General features: G+C 72.1%; 30 protein-coding genes and 1 riboswitch. Of the genes, 13 read left to right on the top strand and 17 right to left on the bottom strand.

The features are described 5' to 3' along the window. Nucleotides 1-1,281 carry an adenosylmethionine--8-amino-7-oxononanoate transaminase gene (locus tag ACZ5GP_RS10715; RefSeq protein WP_468750497.1) on the bottom strand — a complete coding sequence of 427 codons (1,281 nt, stop codon included), beginning with the start codon at nucleotides 1,279-1,281 and terminating at the stop codon, nucleotides 1-3. Next, entirely contained in the window at nucleotides 1,274-2,494 is a 1,221-nt protein-coding gene (bioB, locus tag ACZ5GP_RS10710) for a biotin synthase BioB (RefSeq protein WP_468750496.1), read from the bottom strand. Before bioB ends, ACZ5GP_RS10715 begins: the two co-directional genes overlap by 8 nt. 120 nt (nucleotides 2,495-2,614) lie before the next feature. On the opposite strand from bioB, the gene ACZ5GP_RS10705 reads away from it, so the two are divergent. Continuing rightward, nucleotides 2,615-3,832: an 8-amino-7-oxononanoate synthase gene (locus tag ACZ5GP_RS10705; RefSeq protein ID WP_468750495.1), complete on the top strand. Its 1,218-nt coding sequence runs from the start codon at nucleotides 2,615-2,617 to the stop codon at nucleotides 3,830-3,832. A gap of 33 nt (nucleotides 3,833-3,865) precedes the next feature. Here ACZ5GP_RS10705 and ACZ5GP_RS10700 read toward each other — a convergent pair whose 3' ends face one another. Together ACZ5GP_RS10700 and ACZ5GP_RS10695 are read right to left on the bottom strand one after the other, a co-directional pair. Then, complete coding sequence (locus ACZ5GP_RS10700; protein ID WP_468750494.1) at nucleotides 3,866-4,090, bottom strand: DUF397 domain-containing protein; 225 nt, start codon at nucleotides 4,088-4,090, stop codon at nucleotides 3,866-3,868. Between the two features lie 9 nt (nucleotides 4,091-4,099). After that, nucleotides 4,100-4,966, bottom strand: coding sequence for a helix-turn-helix domain-containing protein (locus ACZ5GP_RS10695; RefSeq protein WP_468750493.1), 867 nt, complete (start codon nucleotides 4,964-4,966; stop codon nucleotides 4,100-4,102). A 271-nt stretch (nucleotides 4,967-5,237) separates the two neighbouring features. On the opposite strand from ACZ5GP_RS10695, the gene ACZ5GP_RS10690 reads away from it, so the two are divergent. Next, entirely contained in the window at nucleotides 5,238-5,690 is a 453-nt protein-coding gene (locus tag ACZ5GP_RS10690) for an ATP-binding protein (RefSeq protein WP_468750492.1), read from the top strand. Nucleotides 5,691-5,725: 35 nt separating this feature from the next. On the opposite strand, the gene ACZ5GP_RS10685 is transcribed toward ACZ5GP_RS10690, so the two are convergent. After that, the gene (locus ACZ5GP_RS10685) at nucleotides 5,726-6,643 is read right to left on the bottom strand and encodes a LysR family transcriptional regulator (RefSeq protein ID WP_468750491.1); all 918 of its coding nucleotides are present in this window, start codon (nucleotides 6,641-6,643) and stop codon (nucleotides 5,726-5,728) included. A gap of 117 nt (nucleotides 6,644-6,760) precedes the next feature. Here ACZ5GP_RS10685 and ACZ5GP_RS10680 point away from each other — a divergent pair, with 117 nt between their 5' ends. Then, a complete protein-coding gene (locus ACZ5GP_RS10680) occupies nucleotides 6,761-7,378 on the top strand; it encodes a LysE family translocator (RefSeq protein ID WP_468750490.1) in 618 nt (205 codons plus the stop codon). 70 nt (nucleotides 7,379-7,448) lie between these two features. Here the strand turns inward: ACZ5GP_RS10680 and ACZ5GP_RS10675 are convergent, their stop codons facing one another. The 3 genes from ACZ5GP_RS10675 to ACZ5GP_RS10665 form a co-directional block, all read right to left on the bottom strand. Next, nucleotides 7,449-7,922: a C40 family peptidase gene (locus ACZ5GP_RS10675; protein WP_468750489.1), complete on the bottom strand. Its 474-nt coding sequence runs from the start codon at nucleotides 7,920-7,922 to the stop codon at nucleotides 7,449-7,451. A 3-nt stretch (nucleotides 7,923-7,925) separates the two neighbouring features. Continuing rightward, a riboswitch (cyclic di-AMP (ydaO/yuaA leader) is annotated at nucleotides 7,926-8,093 on the bottom strand. 351 nt (nucleotides 8,094-8,444) lie between these two features. After that, nucleotides 8,445-8,759 (bottom strand): hypothetical protein, encoded by a 315-nt coding sequence (locus tag ACZ5GP_RS10670; protein ID WP_468750488.1) that lies wholly within the window; start codon nucleotides 8,757-8,759, stop codon nucleotides 8,445-8,447. A 7-nt stretch (nucleotides 8,760-8,766) separates the two neighbouring features. Continuing rightward, complete coding sequence (locus tag ACZ5GP_RS10665) at nucleotides 8,767-9,402, bottom strand: ATP-dependent Clp protease proteolytic subunit (protein WP_468750487.1); 636 nt, start codon at nucleotides 9,400-9,402, stop codon at nucleotides 8,767-8,769. 182 nt (nucleotides 9,403-9,584) lie between these two features. On the opposite strand from ACZ5GP_RS10665, the gene ACZ5GP_RS10660 reads away from it, so the two are divergent. The 7 genes from ACZ5GP_RS10660 (at nucleotide 9,585) to ACZ5GP_RS10630 (ending at nucleotide 14,966) form a co-directional block, all read left to right on the top strand. Then, nucleotides 9,585-9,869, top strand: coding sequence for a type II toxin-antitoxin system Phd/YefM family antitoxin (locus ACZ5GP_RS10660; protein ID WP_468750486.1), 285 nt, complete (start codon nucleotides 9,585-9,587; stop codon nucleotides 9,867-9,869). A gap of 350 nt (nucleotides 9,870-10,219) precedes the next feature. Then, nucleotides 10,220-10,522, top strand: a complete 303-nt coding sequence (locus tag ACZ5GP_RS10655) for an urease subunit gamma (RefSeq protein ID WP_358589402.1) — start codon at nucleotides 10,220-10,222, stop codon at nucleotides 10,520-10,522. 17 nt (nucleotides 10,523-10,539) lie between these two features. Further along, complete coding sequence (locus ACZ5GP_RS10650; RefSeq protein ID WP_468750485.1) at nucleotides 10,540-10,884, top strand: urease subunit beta; 345 nt, start codon at nucleotides 10,540-10,542, stop codon at nucleotides 10,882-10,884. After that, entirely contained in the window at nucleotides 10,877-12,598 is a 1,722-nt protein-coding gene (locus tag ACZ5GP_RS10645) for an urease subunit alpha (RefSeq protein ID WP_468750484.1), read from the top strand. Before ACZ5GP_RS10650 ends, ACZ5GP_RS10645 begins: the two co-directional genes overlap by 8 nt. Before the next feature lie 61 nt (nucleotides 12,599-12,659). Next, entirely contained in the window at nucleotides 12,660-13,334 is a 675-nt protein-coding gene (locus tag ACZ5GP_RS10640) for an urease accessory protein UreF (protein ID WP_468750483.1), read from the top strand. A gap of 154 nt (nucleotides 13,335-13,488) precedes the next feature. Further along, nucleotides 13,489-14,172 (top strand): urease accessory protein UreG, encoded by a 684-nt coding sequence (ureG, locus tag ACZ5GP_RS10635; protein WP_468750482.1) that lies wholly within the window; start codon nucleotides 13,489-13,491, stop codon nucleotides 14,170-14,172. After that, entirely contained in the window at nucleotides 14,154-14,966 is an 813-nt protein-coding gene (locus tag ACZ5GP_RS10630) for an urease accessory protein UreD (RefSeq protein ID WP_468750481.1), read from the top strand. Before ureG ends, ACZ5GP_RS10630 begins: the two co-directional genes overlap by 19 nt. A 21-nt stretch (nucleotides 14,967-14,987) precedes the next feature. On the opposite strand, the gene ACZ5GP_RS10625 is transcribed toward ACZ5GP_RS10630, so the two are convergent. Together ACZ5GP_RS10625 and ACZ5GP_RS10620 are read right to left on the bottom strand one after the other, a co-directional pair. Then, nucleotides 14,988-15,476 (bottom strand): YbaK/EbsC family protein, encoded by a 489-nt coding sequence (locus tag ACZ5GP_RS10625; RefSeq protein ID WP_468750480.1) that lies wholly within the window; start codon nucleotides 15,474-15,476, stop codon nucleotides 14,988-14,990. Then, nucleotides 15,473-16,291 carry a lysophospholipid acyltransferase family protein gene (locus ACZ5GP_RS10620; protein WP_468750479.1) on the bottom strand — a complete coding sequence of 273 codons (819 nt, stop codon included), beginning with the start codon at nucleotides 16,289-16,291 and terminating at the stop codon, nucleotides 15,473-15,475. Before ACZ5GP_RS10620 ends, ACZ5GP_RS10625 begins: the two co-directional genes overlap by 4 nt. Before the next feature lie 222 nt (nucleotides 16,292-16,513). Here ACZ5GP_RS10620 and ACZ5GP_RS10615 point away from each other — a divergent pair, with 222 nt between their 5' ends. Further along, on the top strand, nucleotides 16,514-16,912 hold the full coding sequence (locus tag ACZ5GP_RS10615; RefSeq protein ID WP_468750478.1) for an SSI family serine proteinase inhibitor: 399 nt from the start codon (nucleotides 16,514-16,516) through the stop codon (nucleotides 16,910-16,912). A 57-nt stretch (nucleotides 16,913-16,969) separates the two neighbouring features. Here ACZ5GP_RS10615 and ACZ5GP_RS10610 read toward each other — a convergent pair whose 3' ends face one another. The 5 genes from ACZ5GP_RS10610 to ACZ5GP_RS10590 all read right to left on the bottom strand — a co-directional run bounded on the left by ACZ5GP_RS10610 (nucleotide 16,970) and on the right by ACZ5GP_RS10590 (nucleotide 21,488). Further along, nucleotides 16,970-17,128: a hypothetical protein gene (locus ACZ5GP_RS10610; protein WP_468750477.1), complete on the bottom strand. Its 159-nt coding sequence runs from the start codon at nucleotides 17,126-17,128 to the stop codon at nucleotides 16,970-16,972. Between the two features lie 87 nt (nucleotides 17,129-17,215). Then, the gene (locus tag ACZ5GP_RS10605; protein WP_468750476.1) at nucleotides 17,216-18,166 is read right to left on the bottom strand and encodes a cytochrome c oxidase assembly protein; all 951 of its coding nucleotides are present in this window, start codon (nucleotides 18,164-18,166) and stop codon (nucleotides 17,216-17,218) included. A 106-nt stretch (nucleotides 18,167-18,272) separates the two neighbouring features. Continuing rightward, nucleotides 18,273-19,298, bottom strand: a complete 1,026-nt coding sequence (locus ACZ5GP_RS10600; protein ID WP_468750475.1) for a 6-phosphofructokinase — start codon at nucleotides 19,296-19,298, stop codon at nucleotides 18,273-18,275. A 180-nt stretch (nucleotides 19,299-19,478) separates the two neighbouring features. Continuing rightward, nucleotides 19,479-20,207 (bottom strand): type 1 glutamine amidotransferase, encoded by a 729-nt coding sequence (locus ACZ5GP_RS10595; RefSeq protein ID WP_468750474.1) that lies wholly within the window; start codon nucleotides 20,205-20,207, stop codon nucleotides 19,479-19,481. 42 nt (nucleotides 20,208-20,249) lie between these two features. Next, nucleotides 20,250-21,488, bottom strand: coding sequence for a MurT ligase domain-containing protein (locus ACZ5GP_RS10590; RefSeq protein ID WP_358589865.1), 1,239 nt, complete (start codon nucleotides 21,486-21,488; stop codon nucleotides 20,250-20,252). A gap of 140 nt (nucleotides 21,489-21,628) precedes the next feature. Here ACZ5GP_RS10590 and def point away from each other — a divergent pair, with 140 nt between their 5' ends. Then, nucleotides 21,629-22,168, top strand: coding sequence for a peptide deformylase (gene def / locus ACZ5GP_RS10585; RefSeq protein ID WP_468750473.1), 540 nt, complete (start codon nucleotides 21,629-21,631; stop codon nucleotides 22,166-22,168). 63 nt (nucleotides 22,169-22,231) lie between these two features. Here def and ACZ5GP_RS10580 read toward each other — a convergent pair whose 3' ends face one another. Next, nucleotides 22,232-22,876, bottom strand: a complete 645-nt coding sequence (locus ACZ5GP_RS10580; RefSeq protein ID WP_468750472.1) for a TetR/AcrR family transcriptional regulator — start codon at nucleotides 22,874-22,876, stop codon at nucleotides 22,232-22,234. A 166-nt stretch (nucleotides 22,877-23,042) separates the two neighbouring features. Here ACZ5GP_RS10580 and ACZ5GP_RS10575 point away from each other — a divergent pair, with 166 nt between their 5' ends. After that, a complete protein-coding gene (locus ACZ5GP_RS10575) occupies nucleotides 23,043-24,269 on the top strand; it encodes an acyl-CoA dehydrogenase family protein (RefSeq protein ID WP_468750471.1) in 1,227 nt (408 codons plus the stop codon). 57 nt (nucleotides 24,270-24,326) lie between these two features. Here the strand turns inward: ACZ5GP_RS10575 and ACZ5GP_RS10570 are convergent, their stop codons facing one another. Continuing rightward, nucleotides 24,327-25,115, bottom strand: a complete 789-nt coding sequence (locus ACZ5GP_RS10570) for a GNAT family N-acetyltransferase (RefSeq protein WP_468750470.1) — start codon at nucleotides 25,113-25,115, stop codon at nucleotides 24,327-24,329. Between the last annotated feature and the right edge of the window lie 41 nt (nucleotides 25,116-25,156).

Raw genomic sequence — 25,156 nt, 5'->3', positions numbered from 1 at the left:
TCAGCCCTCCCTGGCCGCCGCGCACACCGCGCGGGCGATTCGTGCCACGTCGTCGTCGCCGGTGATGAACGGCGGCATCGTGTAGATCAGGTCGCGGAACGGCCGCAGCCACACGCCTTCGCGCACCGCGGCCCGCGTCGCCGCCCGCATGTCCACCGCGTGGTCCAGCTGGACGACACCGATCGCCCCGAGGACCCGTACGTCCGCTACCGAGGGGTGCTCGGCGACCTCGGCCAGGCCCTCTCGCAGGCCCGACTCGATGCGCTTGACCTCGGTCTGCCAGTCCTGCCCAAGAAGCAGGTCGATCGAGGCCCCCGCCACCGCGGCGGCCAGCGGGTTGCCCATGAACGTCGGCCCGTGCGCCAGGACCGGCACTTCGCCCCGCGAGATGCCGTCCGCCACGCGCGGGGTGCACAGCGTCGCCGCCAACGACAGATAGCCGCCGGTCAGCGCCTTGCCCACGCACATCACGTCGGGCGTGACGCTCGCGTGGTCCGCCGCGAACAGCGCGCCCGTACGGCCGAAGCCCGTCGCGATCTCGTCGAACACCAGCAATACGTCGTGCGCGTCGCACGCCTCGCGCAGCACCCGCAGATAGGCCGGGGAGTGGAACCGCATCCCGCCCGCGCCCTGCACCACGGGCTCGACGATCACGGCCGCCAGCTCGTGGGCGTGCCGCCCGATCATGTCGTGCAGGTGCGTCGCGTACGTCTCCTCGTACGCCGACGGCGGCGCGTCCGCGAAGAGCTGGCGGGGCAGGACGCCCTGCCAGAGTTCGTGCATGCCGCCCTCGGGGTCGCAGACGGCCATCGGCTGCCAGGTGTCCCCGTGATAGCCGCCGCGCCAGGTCAGCACGCGCTGCTTCGCCGGCCGGCCGAGGGAACGCCAGTGCTGGAGGCACATCTTGAGGGCGACCTCGACCGCGACGGAGCCGGAGTCGCAGAGGAAGACGTGCTCGAGGCCCTCGGGAGACATGTCGACAAGGCGCTTGGCGAGCCGGACGGCGGGCTCGTGCGTGAGCCCGCCGAACATGACGTGGCTCATGCGCTCCAGCTGGCCGCGCACCGCGTCGTTGAGCACGGGGTGGTTGTAGCCGTGGATCGCCGACCACCAGGACGACATGCCGTCTACCAGCTCGGTCCCACCGTCCGCGAGGCGCAGGCGGATGCCGCTCGCCGACTCGACGACCAGGGGTTCCTGGCGGCCCGGCATCGGCCCGTAGGGGTGCCAGACGTGCTGCCGGTCGAGGGCGAGCAGCTCCGACGTGGTCAGGTCAGGCATTGGGCGCCAGGTCCGTCCCCGCGCCCCGGCGGCGTACCGCCACCAGGTCCGTGCGCACCTCGCCCGGCTCGGCGACCGGCTCGGGAGCCGGCTGCGACACCTCGCCGGCGGCGGGCTCGGCCGACCCGCAGGGGCCGCAGCCGCCGCCATGGGAACCGCAGCCCCCACCCTCGTGGGACCCGCAGCCCGACGCGTCCGCGACGGCGTCCGACCGGTGCTTCGGCAGCGTCGTCCGGTCGGCGCCCTCGACCTCGAAACCCGCGTCCGCGATCATGTCCAGGTCCGTCTTGCCCGCCTGCCCCTCGCTGGTGAGGTAGTCGCCCAGGAAGATCGAGTTGGCGAGGTGCAGGGCGAGCGGCTGCATCGAGCGCAGATGGACCTCGCGGCCGCCCGCGATGCGCACCTCCACGTCCGGGCACACGAAGCGGACCATCGCGAGGATGCGCAGACAGCGCTGCGGCGTCAGGTGCCACTCCTTGGCCAGCGGGGTGCCCTCCATCGGGATGAGGAAGTTCACCGGCACCGAGTCCGGGTCCAGCTCGCGCAGCGAGAAGACCACGTCCACCAGGTCCTCGTCGCTCTCGCCCATGCCCGCGATCAGCCCCGAGCAGGCGGACAGGCCCGCCGCGTGCGCTTTGCGCACGGTGTCCACGCGGTCGGCGTAGGTGTGTGTCTTCGTGATGTCCGCGTAGGTCGCCTCGGAGGTGTTGAGGTTGTGGTTGTACGCGTCCGCCCCCGCGCCCCGCAGCCGTTCGGCCTGGCCGTCCGAGAGCAGGCCGAGGCACGCGCACACCTCGACGCCCTCGTTCTCTTCCTTGACGGCCGCGATGGTCTGCGCCACCCGGTCCACGTCCCGGTCGGTGGGCCCGCGCCCGCTGGCCACCAGGCAGACCCGCTTGGCGCCGCCCGCGACCCCGGCCGCCGCGGCCCGCGAGGCCTCGTCGGGCTTCAGCCAGGTGTACTTGAGGATCTCGGCCTTCGACCCGAGCCGCTGCGAGCAGTACGAGCAGTCCTCGGGGCACAGCCCCGACTTGAGATTGACCAGATAGTTGAGTTTCACCCGTCGCCCGAACCACTGCCGGCGCACCTTGCCGGCGGCGGCCACTACGTCCAGGAGATCGTCGTCGGAGGTGGCCAGGACGGCCAGCGCCTCTTCGCGGGTCGGCAGTTCGCGCCGAAGCCCCTTGTCCACCAGCGTGTTCAGCAGATCCATGGCGCTGATCCTTACCCACGGCAGGCTCCCCGGCCAAGGAGAGTTCACACAACAGAACCGGTTTGAGGTGTGGGTATTGCCACATACTGGCCAGGTGGCAGGACGGCTAGGGTCTGTGCAATGTCTACAAACAGGCACTCCGTGCCGGGCACGTCGAGTTCGCCCGGACCCGCACGCCCGCCGCACTCCGCGCCCCCGCCGCGCTCGCCGTTCGACTGGATCGACGAGCAGGCCAGGCTGCGCGCCGACGCCGGACTCGTGCGCGTCTTGCGGCCCCGCGCCGCCGACGCCGGCGGCCTGCTCGACCTGGCGAGCAACGACTATCTGGGCCTGACCCGGCACCCCGAGATCGTCGAGGGCGCCGCCGCGGCGGCCAGGCGGTGGGGCGGCGGCGCCACCGGTTCCCGGCTCGTCACCGGCTCCACGGAACTCCACGCCGAGCTGGAGCGGGAACTCGCCGCGTTCTGCGGCTTCGAGGCGGCGCTCGTGCTCTCCTCCGGCTACGCGGCGAACCTCGCGGCGGTCACCGCGCTCGCCCCGCACGGCTCACTCATCGTCTCCGACGCGAGCAACCACGCCTCCTTGATCGACGGCTGTCGGCTCGCGCGCGGTGTGACGCAGGTGGTGCCGCACGCCGACCCGGCGGCGGTGCGCAAGACCCTGGGCGCCCACGACGGGCCCGCCGTCATGGTGTCGGACTCGGTGTTCTCGGTGGACGGAGACGCCGCGCCGCTGGCCGAACTGGCCGCCGTGTGCCGGCAGGCGGGCGCGGGGCTCATCGTCGACGACGCCCACGGACTCGGTGTCCTCGGCGACGGCGGCCGGGGCGCCCCGCACGCCGCGGGCCTCGCGGGGGCCGCCGACACGGTGGTCACCCTCACCCTCTCGAAGTCCTTCGGCAGCCAGGGCGGCGCCGTGCTCGGTCCCGCCAAGGTCATCGAGCACCTGGTGAATGCCGCGCGCACGTTCATCTTCGACACGGGGCTCGCGCCCGCCGCGGCGGGCGCAGCGCTCGCGGCCCTGCGGCTGCTGCGCCGGGAGCCCGAACGCGCGGCGCGGGCCCGGTACGTCGCCACGGAACTGCACGCGCGCCTCACGGCCGAAGGGCTGTCGGCGGTACGTCCCGACGCCGCCGTCGTCTCCGTGCGCGCGCCGTCACCGGAGTCGGCCGTGCGCTGGGCCGCCGACTGCCGGGCGGCGGGACTGGCGGTCGGCTGCTTCCGGCCGCCGTCGGTGCCGGACGGTGTCTCCCGGCTGCGGCTGACCGCCCGCGCGGACCTCACCGACCCACAGATCGCCCAGGCCGTACGAGTGATCAGCCGCACCGCTCCCAGGTGAGAGGTACCGGCCTCCTGCGGGGCCGGCCCCGGCTCACCGGAGGCTGTCGACGAACGTCTCCCAGGGGCCGGGGGAGAAGAGCAGGGCGGGCCCCGCGGTGTCCTTCGAGTCGCGCACGGCCAGCAGGGCGGCCGGTGTGCCGGAGTCGAGCGTGGCCGTCTCGACGCAGTTGTTCATTCCGTTGCTGCGGCTGCTGCGCCGCCACCGCGCGCCCTTGAGGGTCGTGCTTGAAGGTACGTACCGAGGCATTGCGGTCATGGTGCCTCCTTACGCGCCGTCGCTTAGCCCGGCGATGAATTCCTCTGAGTCCTCGGGTGAAAGCGCCTGTTCCTGAAGGGAGTTGAAGGCCTCCGTGTACGCCTGGAGGTCGTCCTTCCCCTCCAGATAGAGGCTACTCGTCAAATGGTCGAGAACGACCACATCCAGATCAGCAATGCTCGGAAATGACAAAATAACGAAAGGTCCGATGAGTCCCGCATGCTCGCCGCAACCGAACGGCAGCACCTGGAGTCGCACCTGGGGCAACAGCGCCACCTCCCTTAACCGTGCGAGCTGTTGTGCGAAGACCAGCGGCCCGCCCACCGGACGGCGCAAAACCGCCTCGTCCACGATCGCGCTCAGGCGCAGTGGCGGCTGGGCGCGCAGCACCTCCTGACGGGCCAGGCGCACCTCCACCAGGGCATCGACCTGCCGCTCGGGGAGCTTGCCGAGCGCGGCCCGGGTCACCGCGCGCGCGTACGCGGGGGTCTGCAGCAGCCCGGGCACCACGGAGGTCTCCAGCGTGCGCACCCGGCCCGCCTGGGCCTCGAGACTGATGAAATCCCGGTAGGCGGCGGGCAGCAGGTCGCGATAGGCCTTCCACCAGTGCCGGCGCCCGGCCGTGCCCTGGTCGCCGGCCCCGGCCAGCGTCACGAGCAGCTCGCACAGATGGAGGTCCGCCACCTCGTAGGCCTCCAGCAGGAGGCGCACGTCCCCGGCCTTCACACCGCTGCGGCCCGTCTCGATCCGGCTCACCTTCGACTGGTGCCAGCCGACCCTGGCGGCGGCCTGGCTGCTGGTCAGTCCCGCGGCGCCGCGCAGTGTACGCAGTTCGGCGCCGAGCCGACGGCGGCGCACCGCGGGGCCGTACTGCATGTCCGTCTCCTTCGGGACCGGGCCGTCGGATTCCCGGCGGCGGAGCGGGGGCCAGGGGCGACAGTAGAGGAAGCACGGTCCCGGCAGCCAAATACGGTCGGCCGTAGCAGAGTTCACCGCTTCGAGCGACAGATATATGCACATCTCGGTGGATCGCCACCCGTGACCGGCCAAGGAGTGGGAGGCTGGCGCGAAGCACCGGTCCGGGGTCGTCCTCGAGTCATCCGCTCCGACGAAGGACCGACCCCGGTGGGAAAGGGACAGCGTCGCCATGGCAGACCATCAGGAAGCATCCGTCACTCTGCCGAGCGATCCCGCCTCGGTCTCCGCCGCCCGCACCTACGTGACGAAGGTCCTCACGGAATGGGGCCTGCCGGACGGCGCCGAGGTGGGGGACACGATCAGGCTCATCGTCTCCGAGCTCGCCACCAACGCCGTGCAGCACACCCTCGGCCAGTCGCCGACCTTCACCGTGGACGTCCGGCTCGACCGGGACGAGCAGCTGCGGATCGGGGTCACCGACAGCCATCCGCGCTATCCGCGACGGCTGCCCGCGGCCGTTCAGCAGGACAACGGCCGGGGCATGGTCATCATTCGCTGGCTGACCGCCGAGTGCGGCGGCAGGCTCTCGGTCAGCCCCACCGAGGAGGGCGGCAAGACCGTGTGGATCGCCCTGCCCTGGACGGTCCCCGCCCAGCACCGGCACCGCGACGCGGCGCACTGAGCGAGTGAGCCGGCCCGGCGCCGCGCGCGACGGACTCAGCTCATGCCCGCCGACCGCCCGAAGGCGCCCCGCAGCAGCGCCCGGAAGGAGTCCGCCGCGGCGTTCGACTCGTCGGCCCGGTGGACCACGGAGATGGTCCGCCGCAAGTCACCCGGGTCGAGGAGCCGCATGCCGACGGGCGTCGAGGCGGTGCGCGCCACCATCTCCGGCACCACGGCCACCCCGAGCCCCGCGCTGACAAGGGCACAGACCAGGGCGTAGCCCGGCGTCCCGACCACCACGGCGGGCGTCGCCCCGGCCCGGACGAGGGCGCGCTCCACGGCCCGTCGCGGTGGATGGTCGGGGGCCATGCTGATCAGCGGCTGCCCGGCCAGCGCCGACGGCGGCAGGCGTGATGTGCCGCTCGTCAGGGCGTGCCCCGGCTGGGACACCAGGACCAGTTCCTCCACAAGCACCGGCTCGGCCGAGACGGCGGCGGGCAGTGGCACCGGGTCGGCGGGCTCGTACGTATGGGTGAGGGCCAGATCGACCTCGCCCGACGCGACCGCCTCGACGCCGGAGGGCGGTTCGTGCGCCGTCACCGTCAGTTCCACTTCCGGGTGGGCCCTGCGGAAGGCGGTCAGGACCGGCGGCAGCAGATGGATGCCCGCCGTCTGGAAGGTGCCCACGCGCAGCCGCCCGCCGGACAGCCCGGCGAGCCGAGCCAGTTCGTGCCGGGCCCGCTCCAACTCGTCGAGCACCCGTCGGGCGTGCCCCACCAGCAGTTCGCCGGCGCCGGTCAGCCGGGCGCCGCGGTGATGACGTACGAGCAGAGCGCTGCCCGTCTCCCGCTCCAGCTTGGCCAGCTGCTGGGAGAGCGCGGGCACGGTGTAGCCGAGGCGCTCGGCGGCCCGGGTGATCGAACCCGCCTCGGAGACCGCGACGAGCGCGGCGAGCCGCGTGGGGTCGTACACGAGGACACCCTCTCTGCGCCGCGCGTCCGACGCGCCCACGGGGTAAACGTCTGCTTAAGGCAGACCCAGGATATTGCACATACCCGTTGAAGGCCCGCGCACGGCAGTCTGGCCGGCATGGACGCACAACTGGTCGCCTTCACGGGAGTCGCCGCGGGCATGGTCGCCGTGCCGGGCGCCGACTTCACCGTCGTCGTACGCAATGCCCTCGTCTCGCGGCGTACGGGGGTGGCCTGCGCGATGGGGGTCGCCGCGGGCCTCTTGGTCCACACGGCGCTGGCGGTCACGGGCGTGGCGGCGGTGCTCGCGGCGGCGCCCGCGCTCTTCAGGGCGCTGCAGCTCATCGGCGCCTGCTACGTGCTGTACCTCGCTTCGCGTGCCCTGCGGTCGGCCTTGCGGGCGCGCATCGGGGCGGGCGACGAGCCGGTGGTGCGGGGCGGTGGTCTGCGTGAGGGGTTCCTCACCAACGCGCTGAACCCGAAGGCGGCCATCACCTTCCTGAGCGTGCTGCCGCAGTTCGTGCCCGACGGAAGCCCGGTGCTGCCGAGAACACTGCTGCTCGGGGCCGTCGTCGTCGTGTTCGCCCTGCTGTGGTTCCCCGTCGTGGCGCTCCTGGTGGACCGGCTCGGCCCGTGGCTGCGCAGGCCGCGGGTCGCCCGCGCGGTCGAGGGCGTCACCGGCGCCGCTCTCGGCGCCCTGGGTCTCGTGCTCCTCCTCGAACCGCTCCTCGCGTGAGGACCGCGGCTCGCGCACCGAGCACCGGGGGAGTGCTCGGGGCGCGTGCGGGCGTGCCGGCCGGGTGAGGTCAGCGCACCCGGCCGTACCAGACGCTGCCGGTCCAGATCTTCTCCAGGCGCACCACGGCCCCCTTCTTGGGCGCGTGCCAGATACGGCCGCTACCGGCGTAGATCCCGACGTGGTAGACGTTGCGGCCCGAGTGGAAGAACACGAGGTCGCCGCGCGTGCGCTGGGACTTCGCGATGTGCCGGGTCTTGTTGTACTGCGCGGCGGCGGTGCGCGGCAGCTTCTTGCCCGTGCGCTTGAACGAGTACAGCGTCAGGCCCGAGCAGTCGAACCGGTGGGGCCCCACGGCTCCGTAGCTGTACGGGGCGCCCTTCTTGGACGCCGCGATCTTGAGCGCCTTCGTCCCATGAGTTGCCGCCTCGGCCTCGGACGTGAGCCCGGGGGCCACGACGGTGCCGCCCACGACGGCGAGCGTGAGAGCCGAAGCGGCTCCCGCCCGACTGAGCAGCGGCGGAACGTGATTCAGCGCGGTCATGCGTAACCCTTCGTCAGCCGCCTGTGAAGGATGACCTGTCGGGTTCGGGCAGGCGAAGATGCCCGGCCGCGTCGTGCTCTGCGGCTTCACCCCAAGGGCGTCGTCCGGACCTTCCGGACGGGCCCGCCATGCTTGGGTCCTCCACTCCTGCCGGTGCACCGATGTCGACCGGTCATCCGGGCGGCGGCAGGACTCGGCGTCCGCCCGGATCGCCCCGCCGCTGTGGCGGGGGCTTGTCGTCGGAAGGGATCTTGACCCGAAAAGGGTTCGAAAACCGAGTCGAAACGGTGTTTTGTGAACCTACTCACGGCTGATCTGTTCGGGTGGACACGGTGGAAATCGCCCTCCGGCCGCCGGGTCCGAGGACGGTTCGACCAGCAGCGGAAGGGTTCATTCCGCCCTCTTGGCGCGCGTCGGACGCAACTTCCGGCCGCACGACAAAGGAGGCCCGCGTACGCCGACCGGGGTAGCCCGTCTGGTCCGTTTCGAAAGGGAGCCGGACGTTCCGCAGAGCGGAACGGATCATTCACCCTGGCCCGGGGCCGGCGGCAGGCCCACCCGTCCGGCCCGCCGCTCGCCGTCGAGGACGCGTAACGCCTGGGCGAGCGTGGCGGCGTGCACCTCGCTCTCCCCGCGCTGGTGCATGAGCGTCAGCGCTTCCAGCAGGGCGTTCGCCCGGCCGACCAGCGCCTGGGCGGCGCGCAGTCCGCCGTAGGTGTGTTCCGCGCGGGCGGGATTGATCTTACCGAGCAGGTCGACGACTTCGAGGTAACGGTCGATCAGGTCCGCCTCGGCCCGGGTCAGCGCGGGCAGCGGGGGGAGTTCGGGGGGAAGCATCCTCGGATCACCTCGCGTCGCGCGCGGCGAGCGAGGACTTGCGGGACGGGATGATCCGGTCCACGAGTCCGTACTCCAGCGCGGCCTGGGCGTCGAGGATCTTGTCCCGCTCGATGTCCGCGGCGATCCGCTCCTTGCGCTGTCCCGTGTGCCGCGCCAGCAGGTCTTCGAGGAGCTCACGGGTCCGCAGCATCTCGTCGGCCTGGATCACCAGATCGCTGGCCTGGCCCCGCACCGGCTCCGTCATGGCGGGCTGGCGGATCAGCACCCGCGCCCCCGGCAGCATGTACCGCTTGCCGGGCGTGCCCGCCGCCAGGAGTACGGCGGCGGCCGAGGAGGCCTGCCCCAGGCATGTGGTCTCCACGTCGCAGGTGACGAACTGCATCGTGTCGTAGATCGCGGTCATCGCGGTCAGCGAGCCGCCCGGGGAGTTGATGTAGAGCGAGATGTCACGGTCCGGCGCCACGTGTTCCAGGTGCATGAACTGCGCCATGACGTCGTTCGCCGAGGTGTCGTCGACGGGGGTGCCGAGGAAGACGATGCGCTCGTCGAGGAGTCGTGAGTACGGATCCATGGTCCGCGTCCCCGAGCTGGTGCGCTCGGTGAACTGGGGCAGGACGTAACGGGCGGACGGACGGTTCATGGCGCGCCTCTCTTCTTCCGGTCGGCGGGGCGACCTCGGATCTGTACAGAAAGTACAGGAGGTACGTGCGCTGTGGGAGGCTTTCCGGGACATGGGCCGGGGCGGGCCGTGACACGGGCGTGGCCCGTACGGGATCGCTCGCGCCCGGGGCTCGTGAGGGCCGGGCGTCTAAGCTGGGGGGCATGGCCTACGAGATTCCGGTGACGCAAGCCCGCGCAGAGCTCGCCGAACTGATCAACCGTGTCGTCTACGGCGGCGAGCGCGTCGTCGTCACGCGGCACGGCAAACCGCTCGTGGCACTGGTCTCCGCCGCCGACCTGGAGCGCCTGGAGGCACTCGCGGAGGCCTCGCAGGAGCGGGCGGTCAGCTCCGTCACCTCGATCGGCTCCACGCAGGCGGCCACCGCCGGGCCGGAGCGCCACCGATTCGGCATCGCGGCCGAGCACCGGGGGCCCAACCCCGCGTAGCGCGGGGAGCGTTGACGCCCGTATGGCACAGCCCGGCCGGGGCGTCGCCCCCTCGCGCCCGGCGGCCCGCCGAGCGCTGCGCCGAGGAGACGCGGGCGGTCGGCGGCGCGAGGCGCCTTGGGGCAAGGACCGGTATGGCGCGGCCCAGCTGTCGGTCATGGGCCGGTCAACGTCTGGTTAACCTCGTTGAAACTCCTCCCAACTACCCTCCCGTGCCACGCCACCAGGGGTTTTGGTAACCGGGGTGCGCAAGATCGCGCGCATTCGTTGTGTGTTACATCTATACCCGCCGCGGTGGCCGCGGCAGCCGGACCCCGCACGGTTCGGAGCGAGGACGTGAGGTGGGACCGGTGCGACTGACCCCGCACGAGCAGGAGAGACTGCTCATCCATGTGGCCGCGGATGTGGCCGAGAAGCGAAGGGCGCGAGGGCTGCGGCTCAACCACCCCGAGTCGATCGCCCTCATCACCTCCCACATTCTCGAAGGCGCCCGGGACGGCCGCACCGTCGCCGAGCTGATGTCGTCGGGCCGCAGGGTCCTCACCCGGGACGACGTCATGGAGGGCATCCCCGAGATGATCCACGACGTCCAGGTCGAGGCCACCTTCCCGGACGGCACCAAGCTCGTCACCGTCCACGACCCGATCGTCTGACGGGAGTCACGCGCCTCATGCACGCCGCGACGCACGGCACGGCCCACGGCCCGGTCCCCGGAGAGATCCTCTTCGCCGACGAGCCCGTCCCCTACAACGAGGGCCGGGAAGTCACCCGCCTCACCGTCCTCAACGCCGCCGACCGCCCCGTGCAGGTCGGCTCCCACTACCACTTCGCCGAGGCCAACCCGGGGCTCGACTTCGACCGCGGCGCCGCGCGCGGCCTGCGGCTCAACATCGCCGCCGGAACCGCCGTGCGCTTCGAGCCCGGCATCCCCGTCGACGTCGAACTCGTCCCGCTCGCCGGCCGGCGCGTCGTGCCCGGCCTGCGCGGTGAGACCGGAGGTGCCCTCGATGCCTGAACTGTCCCGTGCCGCGTACGCCGATCTGTTCGGCCCCACCACCGGCGACCGGATCCGGCTCGCCGACACCGACCTCCTCGTCGAGATCGAGGAGGACCGCTGCGGCGGCCCCGGACGCTCCGGGGACGAGGCGGTGTTCGGCGGCGGCAAGGTCATCCGCGAGTCGATGGGCCAGTCCCGCACGACCCGCGCCGAAGGCGCCCCGGACACCGTGATCACCGGCGCAGTGATCATCGACCACTGGGGGATCGTCAAGGCCGACGTCGGAATCCGCGACGGCCGCGTCACCGGCATCGGCAAGTCCGGCAACCCGGACACCATGGACGGCGTCCACCCCGACCTCGTCATCGGCCCCGAGACCGAGGTCATCGCCGGCAACGGCAAGATCCTCACCGCGGGCGGCATCGACACCCACATCCACTTCATCTCGCCGACCATCGTCGACGAGGCCCTCGCCTCGGGCGTCACCACGCTCTTCGGCGGCGGCACGGGGCCCGCCGAGGGCAGCAAGGCGACCACGATCACCCCGGGCGCCTGGCATCTGGCCCGGATGTTCGCGGCCCTGGAGTCGAGCCCGGTCAACATCGGCCTCCTCGGCAAGGGCAACACCGTCAACGCCGAGTCGATGCACGCCCAACTCCGTGCCGGCGCCGTCAGCTTCAAGATCCATGAGGACTGGGGCGCGACCCCCGCCGCCATCGACGCCTGCCTGAACGTGTGCGAGGAGACCGGCGCCCAACTCGCCGTCCACACCGACACACTGAACGAAGCGGGCTTCATCGACGCCACCTTCGACGCCGTCGCGGGCCGCACCCTGCACGCCTTCCACGTCGAGGGCGCGGGCGGCGGGCACGCCCCCGACATGATCACGGCGGTGTCGCTGCCCAACATGTTGCCGAGCTCGACCAATCCGACCCGGCCGCACACCGTGAACACCGTCGAGGAACACCTCGACATGCTGATGGTCTGCCACCACCTCAACCCCGCCGTCCCCGAGGACCTCGCCTTCGCCGAGTCCCGCATCCGCCCCACCACCATCGGGGCGGAGGACATCCTCCACGACCTCGGCGCCATCTCGATCATGTCGTCGGACTCCCAGGCGATGGGGCGCGTGGGCGAGGTGATCATGCGCACGTGGCAGACCGCGCACGTCATGAAGCGACGCCGCGGCTTCCTGCCGGGTGACACCCGCGCGGACAACCACCGCGCCCGTCGCTATGTCGCCAAATACACGATCAACGCAGCCGTCGCCCAGGGCATCGACCACGAGGTCGGCTCGGTCGAGCCCGGCAGACTCGCCGACCTGGTGCTCTGGGAACCGGCGTTCTTCGGCGTCAAGCCGCAGCTCGTCCTCAAGGGCGGGCAGATCGCCTACGCGCAGATGGGCGACGCCAACGCCTCCATCCCCACCCCGCAGCCGGTCCTGCCGCGCCGCATGTTCGGGGCCCACGGCAGGGCGCCGGGCCTCAACTCGATCAACTTCGTCACCCAGTCGGCCCTGGACGACGCGCTGCCCGAACGCCTCGGCCTGGACAAGCCGTTCCTGCCCATCCGCTCCACCCGCGGGCGCTCCAAGGCGGACATGCGTCAGAACGACGCGCTGCCCCGCGTGGAGGTCGCCGCCGACAGCTTCGCCGTCACCATCGACGGCGAACTGGTCGAACCGTCCCCCGCGGTGGAACTGCCGCTCGCCCAGCGGTACTTCCTCTTCTGACGACCCCTCTCCCGCCTGCCCCTCTCCCGACGGCTCCCACGACACCACTGGCGACGATCACATGTCACGCGCAGCACTTCTCGTCCTCGCCGACGGCCGCTTCCCCGCCGGCGGGCACGCCCACTCCGGCGGGGCCGAAGCGGCCGTCAAGGCGGGCCGCGTCACCGGAGCCGAGAGCCTGGAGGCCTTCTGCCGGGGGCGACTGCACACCAGCGGTCTGGTGGCGGCCGCCCTCGCGGCGGCCGCCGCCCTCGGCGTCGACCCGGCCGCCCTGGACGAAGCGGCCGATGCCCGCACGCCCTCGCCCGCCCTGCGCGCGGCGGCGCGACGGCTCGGCCGGCAGCTGATGCGGGCCGCCCGCGCCACCTGGCCCCACCCCGAACTCGACGCACTGGCGCGGCGGTTCCCCAAGGGCGCCCACCAGCCGGTCGTCCTCGGACTCACCGCCCGCGCCGCCGGACTCGGGCCGCAGGACGCCGCGTACTGCTCGGCGTACGAAGGGGTCAGCGGTCCGGCGACCGCCACGGTGCGGCTGCTGAGCCTCGACCCCTTCGACGCCACGGCGGTCCTGGCGCGGCTCGCCCCCGACCTCGACCGTGTCGCCCAGGAGGCGGTCGAGGCGGCCGGACGCGTCGCCGCCGAAGGCGTGGAGGCGCTGCCCGCCGCGTCGGCTCCGCTGCTGGAGATCGGCGCGGAGGCGCATGCGGGGTGGCCTGTGCGGTTGTTCGCGTCCTAGCTCGGCACCGCCCTGGGGGCTGCGCCCCCGGACCCCCCTATCGGCCTGGACGGCCTCGTCCTCAAACGCCGGACGGGCTGGAGATGCCCGGCCTCGTCCTTGAACGCCGGGCGGGCCGGAGATTCGCGGCTCGCCTCGACCATTGGAGAAAACCATGCACCTCGACCACTCCCACGACGGGGCCGCCGCCGTCAGCGCCGACGCCGTGCGGCCCGACGGGCGCCGCCGCGCGCTGCGCATCGGGCTCGGCGGGCCCGTCGGCTCCGGCAAGACCGCCACCGTCGCCGCCCTGTGCCACGCGCTGCGCGACCAGCTGTCCCTGGCCGTCGTCACCAACGACATCTACACCCGCGAGGACGCGGAGTTCCTGCTCCGCGAGGCCGTCCTGCCGCCCGAGCGGATCACCGCCGTGGAGACCGGCGCCTGCCCGCACACCGCCATCCGCGACGACATCTCCGCCAACCTGGAGGCCGTCGAGGACCTGGAGGACGAGGTCGGCCCGCTCGACCTGATCCTCGTCGAGTCCGGCGGCGACAACCTCACCGCCACCTTCTCCAAGGGCCTCGTCGACGCCCAGATCTTCGTCATCGACGTCGCGGGCGGCGACGACATCCCGCGCAAGGGCGGCCCCGGCGTCACCACGGCCGACCTGCTCGTGGTCAACAAGACCGACCTCGCCCCGCACGTCGGCTCCGACCTCGCCCGAATGGGGGCCGACGCCAAGGCACAGCGCGCCGAACTCCCCGTGGTCTTCCAGTCGTTGCGCTCCACGGAAGGCGTCGGCCCGGTCGCCGCCTGGGTCCGCGCGCAGTACGCCGCATGGACCACGTCGGCGTGAGGGCCGACCTCGCCCCGGCGGGCGGCGCCCGTGCGCGCGGCGGCGCGGGCCTGCGGGCCACCGCCCGCGTCGTGGCCCGCGCCGACGGCCGAGGCGGCACCGCGCTGCCCGTGCTCGACGGCGAAGGACCGCTGGCGCTGCGCCGCACCCGCTCGACCGGGCCGGCCGCACGCGTCACGCTGGTCGGCGCGATGAGCGGCCCCCTCGGCGGCGACCACCTCACCGTGGAGGCCACCGCGGACGAAGGGGCGAGGCTGCACATCGACTCCGCGGCGGCGACCCTCGCCCTGCCCGGCCAGACCCGGGAGACGGCACGCTACGACGTACGCCTCGCCGTCGCCGACGACGCCGAACTGCACTGGCTGCCCGAGCAGTTGATCTCGGTGCGCGAGAGCGACCTGCGGATCACCACGCGCGCGGAGCTGGCCCGCGGCGCCCGGCTGGTCCTGCGCGAGGAACAGGTGCTCGGCCGCACCGGAGAATCCTGCGGCCGCCTGACCAGCCGGCTCACCGTGCGTCGCGCGGGGGCGACCCTGCTCGACCAGGAACTCTCCTGCGGCCCGGGCGCCCCCGGCGGCTGGGACGGTCCCGCCGTCCTCGCCGGACACCGCGCCGTCGGCCAGCTCGTCGTCGTCCGTCCGCAGTACGAGCGGCACAAGCCGCCCGCGACGCCCCTGGGGGAGTGGGCCGCGCTCATCCCCCTGGCCGGACCCGGCGTCCTCGTCACCGCCGTCGCACCGGACGCCCTGCGGGTGCGCCGCGTACTGGACCAGGCCCTGCGCGACCTGGGCTGACCGCTGGTCGCGGTGCCCGGCCTACTGGGAGATCGCCTCGATCCGAGGGTCGGCGATCTCCCGGTAGTCCGCCGTCCGCAGCGCCAGCGACCGGTCGAGGCGCGCCGCGTTGAAGAAGATCTCCTCGTGGTCCAAAAGCGCCGGATCCACGACCAGTTCCAGCTCCGGGTCGAACGAGAACGGCAGGATGGTCCCGCTGACGCTCCCCGAGAGCCGCTCGGCCACCTCCTGCGTCGCGAACCCGGCGTACGTGCCGCCGAGCAGCGCCTTCAGCGCGTTCAGGTCGACGCGCCGGTCACCCGGCACCACGGCGAGGACGTACCGCTTCGTCTTCTTGCCGGTCTTCACCATCACCACGATGCACTTGGCGGCCTGCTCCAGGGTGTTGCCCCGCAGCGCGCTCACCGCCTCCGTGGCGCCCTCCGGCTCGTGCTCGATGACCCGGTACGCCGCCCCCCGCTCGTCCAGCAGTCCCACCAGCTTGGTGTACCGGGCGTGCTGCTCGCTCACTTGGCCTCCCCGCCGCGCCCCTCGGACGCCTTCCGCTGTGTAGTCGACGAACTCGACTCCGGGATCATAGTTCGGGGGCGCCGGCCCAGCGGCATCCGCGGCAGCCCGCGCGGCTCCTTGCCGCGCGCCGCGGCGCGTTCGGCCTCCTCCTCCTTCACGACCGCCGCGTACTTGTCGACGTACTCCTGCCCGGAGAGGCCGAGGATCGCGTACATGATCTCGTCGGTGACGGCCCGCAGGACCGCCTTCTCGTTGTCCATGCCGGCGTACCGGGAGAAGTCGAGGGGCTCACCGAAGCGGATCGTCACCCGCCGGATGCGCGGCACCTTCTTCCCCGGCGGCTGCGCCTCGAAGGTGCCGATCATCGCGCAGGGGATCACCGGCGCCTCCGCCTTGAGCGCCATCGCGGCCACCCCGACCTTGCCCTTGTACAGCCGCCCGTCGTGCGAGCGCGTGCCCTCGGGATAGATGCCGAGCAGCTCCCCCTTGCGCAGCACCCCGAGTCCCTCCCGGATCGCGGCCTGCCCCGCCTCCTTGCCGGAGCGGTCGACCGGGATCTGCCCCGCGCTGCGGAAGAAGGCGGCCGTCAGCCGACCCTTGATGCCGGGCCCCGTGAAGTACTCGGCCTTGGCGAGGAAGGTGATGCGCCGATTGATGATCGCCGGCATCAGGAAGTGGTCGGAGAACGACAGATGGTTCCCGGCGACGATCGCGGCACCGGACTCGGGCACATGCTCCAGACCCTCGATCCTCGGCCGGAACAGCAGCCGTAGCAGTGGACCGAGGATCACGTACTTGAGCAGCAGATAGAACATGACGGCCACCTTCCCTGATCCGGGTGCCGACGCACAGTAGCCAATCGGCGACGCGTATGCGAGGGCCCGTTCGGGCTCTTACCCGCCGCCGCGCGGGCGACTCACCGGCGAGGCGGCTCGACGCACGGCCCGGACGGAGGATGCGCTGGTTGTCTCCCGGCGTCCCCGACGCCACAGACCGACGCCGCCGCACATCACCGTCACTCCACCCGGAGGTTTCGCATGCGCCCGTTCACCGTCGCAGCCGCCGCTCTGATCGCACTCGGCGCCGCCGTCCCCGCCCAGGCGGCGGACGAGGCCCCCGCCCCACGCCAGCGCGGCCTCTTCCTCACCGTCTCGGGCTCCGACAACACCTGGGTCCGCGGCGTCCTGCTGCGCTGCCACCCCCGGCCCGACGGGCACGGCCACCACCCGCACGCGGCCAAGGCGTGCGCGGCGATCGGCCGGGCCAAGGGAAACTTCGACAAGCTGGCCGACGAACCGCACGCGTGCACCAAGCAGTACGACCCGGTGACCGTCACGGCGACCGGCACCCACCGGGGCCGGACCGTCAACTGGCACAAGAAGTACCCCAACGCCTGCGCGATGGACGTGGACACCGGTCACGTCTTCCGCTTCTGACGTACGTGACGGGCCGAAGCACCACTGTCGGCCCCCGGCTGTCGCGCGGCGCGCACCTCACGTGGCGCGCGACAGCACCATCGCCAGCGTGATCAGGCCAAGGACGACCCAGCCGAACCACAGCCAGCCGTTGCTCCCGAGCGTCACCGAATAGGCCGTCACCATGACCAGGCCTCCGATGGTGAACCCACCCATGGTCTTCGTGGAACCGGGCATCGCTCAGCCTCCTCCCGGCAGTCTCGGGCGCCTGCGCGCCAAGACCGCGGTCCGAAGACCATCGTGACCCGTGGAGGCCCTCCCGCGCTAGCGGCCGCGTGCGGCCAGTGAGGCCAGATAGGCGTTGTACGCCTCCAGCTCCTTGTCCCCGTCGCGGTCCGCGGCGCGGTCCTTGCGGCGGGCCTCACGGTCCTCGGAGCGCCGCCACTGGAAGAGCAGGGCCACCAGGACCACCACGGAGGGAATCTCGCTGAAGGCCCAGGCGATACCGCCCGCCGCCTCCTGATCGGCCAACGGATCGATGCCCAGCGAGGCCGGCGGGTGCAGATACGTGCCGATCATCGGCTGGGTCGCCATCATCAGCGCGATGCCGAAGAACGCGTGGAAGGGCATGCCGGCGAACAGCTCCAGCATCCGCATCACGTAGCCGGGGCGGTGCGGCCCCGGGTCGACGCCCATGATCGGCCAGAAGAAGACCAGGCCGACGGCGAGGAAGTGCACCATCATCCCGATGTGGCCGGCCTTGGAGCCCATCAGGGTGTCGAAGATCGGCGTGAAGTAGAGCGCGTACAGGCTCGCGATGAACAGCGGGATCGTGAACGCGGGGTGCGTGACGATCCGCATGTACCGGCTGTGCAGCAGCCACAGCAGCCACTCGCGCGGCCCCTTGTGACCGCGCGCCGCGGCCGGCAGCCCGCGCAGCGCCAACGTGATCGGCGCGCCGAGCAACAGCAGGATCGGCGACAGCATGCTGATCACCATGTGCTGGACCATGTGCACGCTGAACATGACCATGCCGTAGTCGTTGAGCTTGGTGCACATCACGAGCAGAACGGTGAGGATGCCGGTCACGAAGGAGATCGTGCGGCCCACCGGCCACTTGTCGCCGCGCCGCACGAGCCGCGCCACGCCCCACCCGTACAGGGCGAGGGCCACCAGGCAGCCGATGAGGAAGAAGGGGTCGGCGGAGAGTTCCAGGCCTCGCCCCAGCGTGAACGGCGGCAGATCCATGTTCATGCCGTGCCCGCTGTGATCCATCCGGTGGCTCCTGATTCGTGCGGATTGTGCGACGTGCGTCGGCACCAGAGTAGAACCGCCCCCGGCCGCTGACGCGACCGGGGGCGGGTAGTGCAACGGGCAACGACTAGAGCACGCACTCCGCCTCGGCGTACCGCTCGTCCGGCACGGTCTTCAGCGTCTCGACGGCCTCGGCGAGCGGCACCATCGTGATGTCCGTGCCGCGCAGAGCCGTCATCCGGCCGAACTCGCCGCGGTGCACGGCCTCCACCGCGTGCCAGCCGAAGCGGGTCGCGAGGACGCGGTCGTACGCGGTCGGGGTGCCGCCGCGCTGGACGTGGCCGAGGATGACCGGCCGTGCCTCCTTGCCGAGGCGCTGCTCCAGTTCGAGGGAGAGCTGCCGGGCGATGCCGGCGAACCGCTCGTGGCCGTAGACGTCCTTGGCGCCCTCGTCGAAGTCCATGGACCCGGCCCGGGGCTTGGCGCCCTCGGCGGCCACGACGATCGCGAACTTCTTGCCCGCCGAGAACCGCTCGCCGACCTTCGCGGCCAGCTCCTTGATGTCGAAGGGGCGCTCGGGCACGACGATGGCGTGCGCGCCGGCCGCCATGCCGGAGTGCAGGGCGATCCAGCCCGTGTGCCGGCCCATGACCTCGACGATCAGCACCCGCTGGTGCGACTCGGCGGTGGTCTTGAGGCGGTCGAGCGCCTCCGTCGCGACGCCCACCGCGGTGTCGAAGCCGAAGGTGACGTCGGTGACGGCGATGTCGTTGTCGATCGTCTTGGGCACGCCGACGATCGGCAGGCCCGCGTCGGAGAGCAGCCGGGCCGCCTTCAGCGTGCCCTCACCGCCGATCGGGATGATCGCGTCGAGGCCCAGATCGGCGACATGGCCCCGGGCGCGCTCCACACCGTCCCGCAGATGGGCGGGCTGCACGCGCGAGGAGCCGAGGATCGTGCCGCCGCGGGCGAGGATGCCGCCCACCGCGTCCAGGTCGAGCTTGCGGTAGTCGCACTCCAGGAGGCCTTTCCAACCGTCGTGGAAGCCGATGACCTCGTCGCCGTGGTCCACGACCGCGCGGTGCACGACGGAGCGGATGACGGCATTTAGGCCGGGGCAGTCGCCGCCGGAGGTAAGGACACCAATGCGCATAGCCCGGGAAACCTTTGCAACGTGGGCCGAAAGGGCCGGACCACGTCGTCCGGCTGGATCCCCGCCACCCTATAGGCGCCGGGGGGCGGGCCCGCATCAGGCGTCCGAGGGCTGGACGCCCCCGCTCACATGTGCGGGCGGGGCGTCAAGCGGGCCACCGCGGGGCCGGCGGGGCGGGTGTTACGCGGGCTGCTGCGCGGCGTTGATGCGCTCGGCGCGCAGCGCCTCGTACCAGCGGTCGTCCGTGGGCGGCAGCGCGTTCACGTCGAGGGCCAGCTTGAGCAGCAGGTCCGCGATCAGCGGGTTGCGGGCCAGGACCGGGCCGTGCATGTACGTCCCGAAGACCGTGCCGTTGTACGCGCCCTCGGTGCCGTCGCCCGTGCCGTTGCCCCGGCCGAGCGTGACGCGGGCGAAGGGGCGCGCGGAGGGACCGATGTGCGTGATGCCCTGGTGGTTCTCGAAGCCGGTCAGCGGGGGCAGGCCCAGCTGCGGGTCGATGTCGCCGAGGACGTCACCGACGCAGCGCTCGCCCTCACCGCGCGTGGAGACCACGTCGAGCAGGCCGAGGCCCGGCTCGCGCTGACCGAGGTCGTTGATGAACTCGGTGCCGAGGATCTGGTAGCCGGCGCAGACCGAGAAGACGATCGCGCCGTTGCCCACGGCGCGCTGGAGGCCGCCGTCCCGGCGCAGCCGCTCCGCCGCGAGCCGCTGCGGGCGGTCCTCGCCACCGCCGATGAGGTAGATGTCACCGGAGGTGGGGATCGGCTGGTCGCTGCGCACGTCGTACCGCTCGACCTGGAGGCCGCGCTGGCGGGCGCGGCGCTCCACGACCAGGGCGTTGCCCTGGTCTCCGTACGTGCTGAGCAGGTCGGGGTAGACCCACACCAGCCGCAGGCTGTTGTCGCTCATGCTCATGTGTCCCTACGAAAAGGTCTAGAGGGGCCGGTGGGGTCAGTTGCCGACGCGGCGGCGCAGGTCCTGGAACGCGGTGTAGTTCGCGATCGTCTCGATGCGTCCCGGCGGGGCGAGCTGCACCGCTTCGTCGAGGCTCTCGCAGACCCGGAAGTCCAGGTTCGCGACCTCCAGGCGCACGGCCAGGTCCAGCTTGCGGTCGCCGAGCACGAAGATCGGGTGACCGGCGAGGCGGGTGTAGTCGACGTCCCACAGCCAGGAGGTGTCGGTGCCGTCGGCACCCCGGGCGTTGACGGAGAGGATCACCGGGGTCGGCGGCGGGTCGATCAGCGAGAACGTCTCCAGCCAGCCCGCGGGGTTCTTCGCGAGGAGCAGACGCAGGTCGCGGCCCTGGAACTGCACGACGTCATAGCGTCCGGCGACCGCCTGCACCTGGTACATGCGCTCCAGGGCGACCTGCGGCGGCACACCGAAGACGGCGGCGACAGCGGCCGAGGAGGCGGCGTTGGCCTTGTTGGCGCGGCCGGGCAGCTGCAGGTGGATCGGCCAGGCGGAGCCGTGCGGGTCCAGGACGTGGTCGCCGGAGAGCACCCAGCTGGGCGCGGGGCGGCGGAAGCCGCACTCGCCGCAGAACCAGTCGTCGCCGGGGCGCTGCATGACGCCACCGCAGGACGGGCACGACCAGGCGTCGTCCTTCCACTCCTGGCCCGCTGCCACCCACACCACGTTCGGCGAGGAGGAGGCGGCCCAGACGACCAGCGGGTCGTCGGCGTTGGCGACGACGACGGCCTTGGTGCCGGCCAGGCCCTCGCGCCACTTCTCGGCGAGCATCCGGGTCTCGGCGGCGCGGTCCAGCTGGTCGCGCGAGAGGTTCAGCAGCGCGATGGCCTTGGGGTCCACGTCACGGGCGACGCCCGCGAGGTACTTCTCGTCGACCTCGATCACGCCGTACCGGGCGTCGGAGCCGCCGGCGAGCGCCGAGGTGATTCCGGCGGGCATGTTGGCGCCGAGGGCGTTGGAGACCACCGGGCCGCTGGCGCGCAGGGCCTCCGCGATCAGACGCGTGGTGGTCGTCTTGCCGTTGGTGGCCGACACGAGGACGACGTCCAGGTGTGTGGCGAGCCGTCCGAGCAGCTCGGGGTCGAGCCTGAGCGCGACCTTGCCGCCGATCACCGATCCGCTGCCGCGGCCCGCGGCGCGCGACACCGCGGCGGCCGCCTTGCCCGCCGTCACGGCCAGCTTGGCCCGCGGCGAGAGCGGGTCCGTGTTGCCTGACATCTGTCGAGATCCTCCTTGCGTACGGCGCCGCGCCTGCCCCCGGCATCGTTTCTCTGCTCAGCCTATCGAGATCCGCTGACAAGCCCGAACCACGGCACCACCTCGGCGCCGCTCCACTTCAGGACCGTACTCTTGCCGCCATGCGACACGGCTCGATCCCGGGCGCCTCGGGGCGCGTACGACCTCTGACCCTGCTCGGTGACCCCGTGCTCCACACGGCCTGCGCGGAGGTGAGCGACTTCGGGCCCGAACTGGCGCGGCTGGTCGAGGACATGTTCGCGACGATGTACGCGGCGCAGGGCGTGGGTCTGGCCGCGAATCAGATCGGCGTGGCCAAGCGGGTGTTCGTCTACGACTGCCCCGACGACGAGGACGTCCGCCACCTCGGACACGTGGTCAATCCGACACTCGTCACGGGGGACGGCGTCACCGTGCGCGGCCCCGAGGGCTGTCTGTCGCTGCCGGGCCTCGAAGCGGGCACGCCCCGTTTCGACCATGCCGTGGTCGAAGGGTTCGACCTGCGGGGGGAGCCCGTGCGGGTGCACGGGACGGGCTGGTTCGCGCGCTGCCTCCAGCACGAGTGCGACCACCTGGAGGGCGGGGTCTACACCGACCGCGTCACCGGCTGGCGGCGCCGCAGGGTGCTGCGGGCCGCCGCCAGGGCCTCCTGGAACAGCTGAGACGGCCTCCTGGAACAGCTGAGGTCCGCCGAGGGCCGGCCGCGGGCCGGGGCGGACGTCTGCTCAGAAGCCCGGCCCACCGACGCGGTTGCCCGCGGCGGCCAGGCGCCCCCAGAGCAGATCCGCCAGGCTGCGCACCAACTGCTCGCGCGAGCAGGGTCGTTCGCCGAGCCACCAGTCGCCGGCCGCGTGCATCATGCCGACGATGCCGTGTCCCCATACCCGGGCCAGTTGGGCGCCGTCGGGGCCGAGGTCGACGCGCTCCTCGATGACCTCCGCCAGCTCCTCGCCGAGGCGGCGCAGGACGGGGGCGGAGTGCAGACCGACGTCGAAGCCCTGCTCGCCGGAGGAGGGCGCCTCTGAGGGGTGCATCAAGAAGCGGTACACCTGCGGGCGGGCCTCGATCGCCGCGAGGTAGGTGTCGAGCGTCGCCTCGACGCGCTCCCTGCGCTCGGCGGGGGCGTCCAGGGCGGCGCGCAGGGCCTCGAGGAGCGCGTCCGTGTGCCGCTTGGCGAGGGCGGCGTACAGGCCGCCCTTGTCACCGAAGTGGCGGTAGAGGATGGGCTTGGTGATGCCCGCCTCCGCGGCGATGGCGTTCATGGAGGCGCCGGGGCCCTCACGGAGCACCACCCGGTCCGCGGCCTCCAGCAGCTCGCGCCGCCGGTGCTCGGCGGATTTCTGCTGCTCGTTCCGCTGTGTGGTCTCCATAGCGCTTCTCCCCGCCCCGTGCGATTGCGTGCCGCACGCGCAACGTAACACCTGGCGGGCGGCGGGCATCGAACGGGCTGCCGGAGGTTGACACGGACTACTGGCCGGTAACAGACTTCCGTTACCGCTAGTAACGCCGCAGTTGACCGCTGGTCCTGGAGGAGTCATGGCCGAGTTCACCATGGAGCTCAACGACGAACAGAAGGAGGTCCGGGACTGGCTCCACGGGTTCGCCGCCGAGGTGATCCGCCCCGCGGCCGCCGAGTGGGACGAGCGCGAGGAGACTCCCTGGCCCATCATCCAGGAGGCGGCGAAGCTCGGCATCTACTCCCTGGACTTCTATGCCCAGCAGTTCTTCGACCCGACGGGCCTCGGCATCCCGATGGCCACCGAGGAGATCTTCTGGGGCGACGCCGGCATCGGCCTGTCCATCATGGGCACGGGCCTGGCCGCGGTCGGGGTGCTCGCCAACGGTACCGAGGAGCAGATCGGCACCTGGATCCCGCAGATGTACGGCGACGCCGACGACGTCAAGGTCGCCGCCTTCTGCTCCTCCGAGCCGGACGCGGGGTCCGACGTGGCCGCCATGCGCACCCGTGCCGTCTACGACGAGGCCAAGGACGAGTGGGTCCTGAACGGCACGAAGACCTGGGCGACCAACGGCGGCATAGCCAACGTCCACGTCGTCGTCGCGGTCGTCGACCCCGAGCTGGGCTCCAAGGGGCACGCCTCCTTCATCGTCCCGCCGCGGACGCCGGGACTGGCCCAGGGCCAGAAGTTCAAGAAGCACGGCATCCGCGCCTCGCACACCGCCGAAGTGGTCCTCGAGGACGTACGCGTCCCCGGGCACTGTCTGCTGGGCGGCAAGGAGAAGCTGGACGAGCGCCTCGCCCGCGCCCGGGAGCGCGCCAGGTCCGGCGGCGAGCGCGTGAAGAACGCGGCGATGGCCACCTTCGAGGCGTCCCGCCCGGCCGTCGGCGCGATGGCGGTGGGCACGGCCCGCGCCGCGTATGAAGAGGCCCTGGAGTACGCCAAGACGCGCACGCAGTTCGGCCGCCCGATCATCGACAACCAGGGCGTGGCCTTCCAGCTCGCCGACATGCGTACCCAGATCGACGCGGCACGCCTCCTGGTGTGGCGCGCCTCGTGGATGGCGAGCACGGGCAAGAAGTTCGAGTCCGCCGAGGGCTCGATGTCCAAGCTCTACGCGAGCGAGGTCGCCAAGAAGGTCACCGCGCAGGCCGTCCAGATCCTCGGCGGCAACGGCTTCACCCGGGAGTACCCGGTGGAGCGCATGCACCGCGACGCCGCGATCTACACCATTTTCGAAGGCACGAGCGAGATCCAGCGCCTGGTCATCGCGAGGACCCTTTCGGGCATGCCGATCCGCTAGGGCACCCGGCGTCCCCCCCCCGCTTCCCGCCCGCGGCAGGCGGGAGCGGGGCCCGTCTCACGGCTGGTACACGTACGGGGTGGTCGTGCACAGCGTCGCGAAGCCCAGCCGGTCCAGGATCGGACGGCTGTCGTCGGAGGCGTCGACCTGGAGGTAGCGGTAGCCGCGCTGGACGGCGACCCGGGCGCGATGGGCCACCGTCGCGCGGTAGATGCCCTTGCCGCGCCACCCGGGTGCGGTGCCGCCGCCCCAGAGCCCGGCGAAGTCGGTGCCGGGGCGCAATTCCAGCCGGGCGCCGCACACCGGCCGGTCACCGGCCATCGCGACCACCGCGACGATCTCGTCCGGCGTCTCGGCCAGCTGGGCGAGCACCCGCTGGGCGAGCCGCTCGCTCAGCGCGGCGTCGCCCTCGCCGAACGCCGCCAGATGGGCCTCGGCCATGAGCCGGGCGCCCGCCGCGTCCGTCACCGGCAGCAGCCGCACGCCCTCGGGCAGCCCGGGCCCGGCCGGCAGCCCTTTCGCCTCGGCGACCATCACGGTCTCCGTCGGCTCGGCCACGAACCCCGCGGCGAGGAGCCGCCCGGCCAGATCGGCGGGGCGGTCGTAGGAGTGGAGCTTCCATTCGAACGCGCGGTGGGCGGCGGTGTAGTGCCGCACCTGCTCCGCGATCACGGCGTCCGCCGTCGTCGCGTCGGTGTCCGCCCACAGGACGCCGTTCCAGTCGTGCTCGGACCCCGTCTGGCGGACGATGCCGCCGACCCGCTCGACCCGGGTACCAGGGCTGTCACTTCGCGCGTCGCGCCTGATCTGCCGGTCGTACGCGGCCAGTGCCGCTGCGTGATCCATTGCGTCACTTCAACAGGGGCGGCCAAGGGGCGGCAAGCGAA

The organism is Streptomyces sp. NPDC031466 (genome assembly GCF_055581265.1).
Note: the sequence above shows the minus strand (reverse complement) of the source record. Positions and strands in the feature narration are given on the sequence as shown.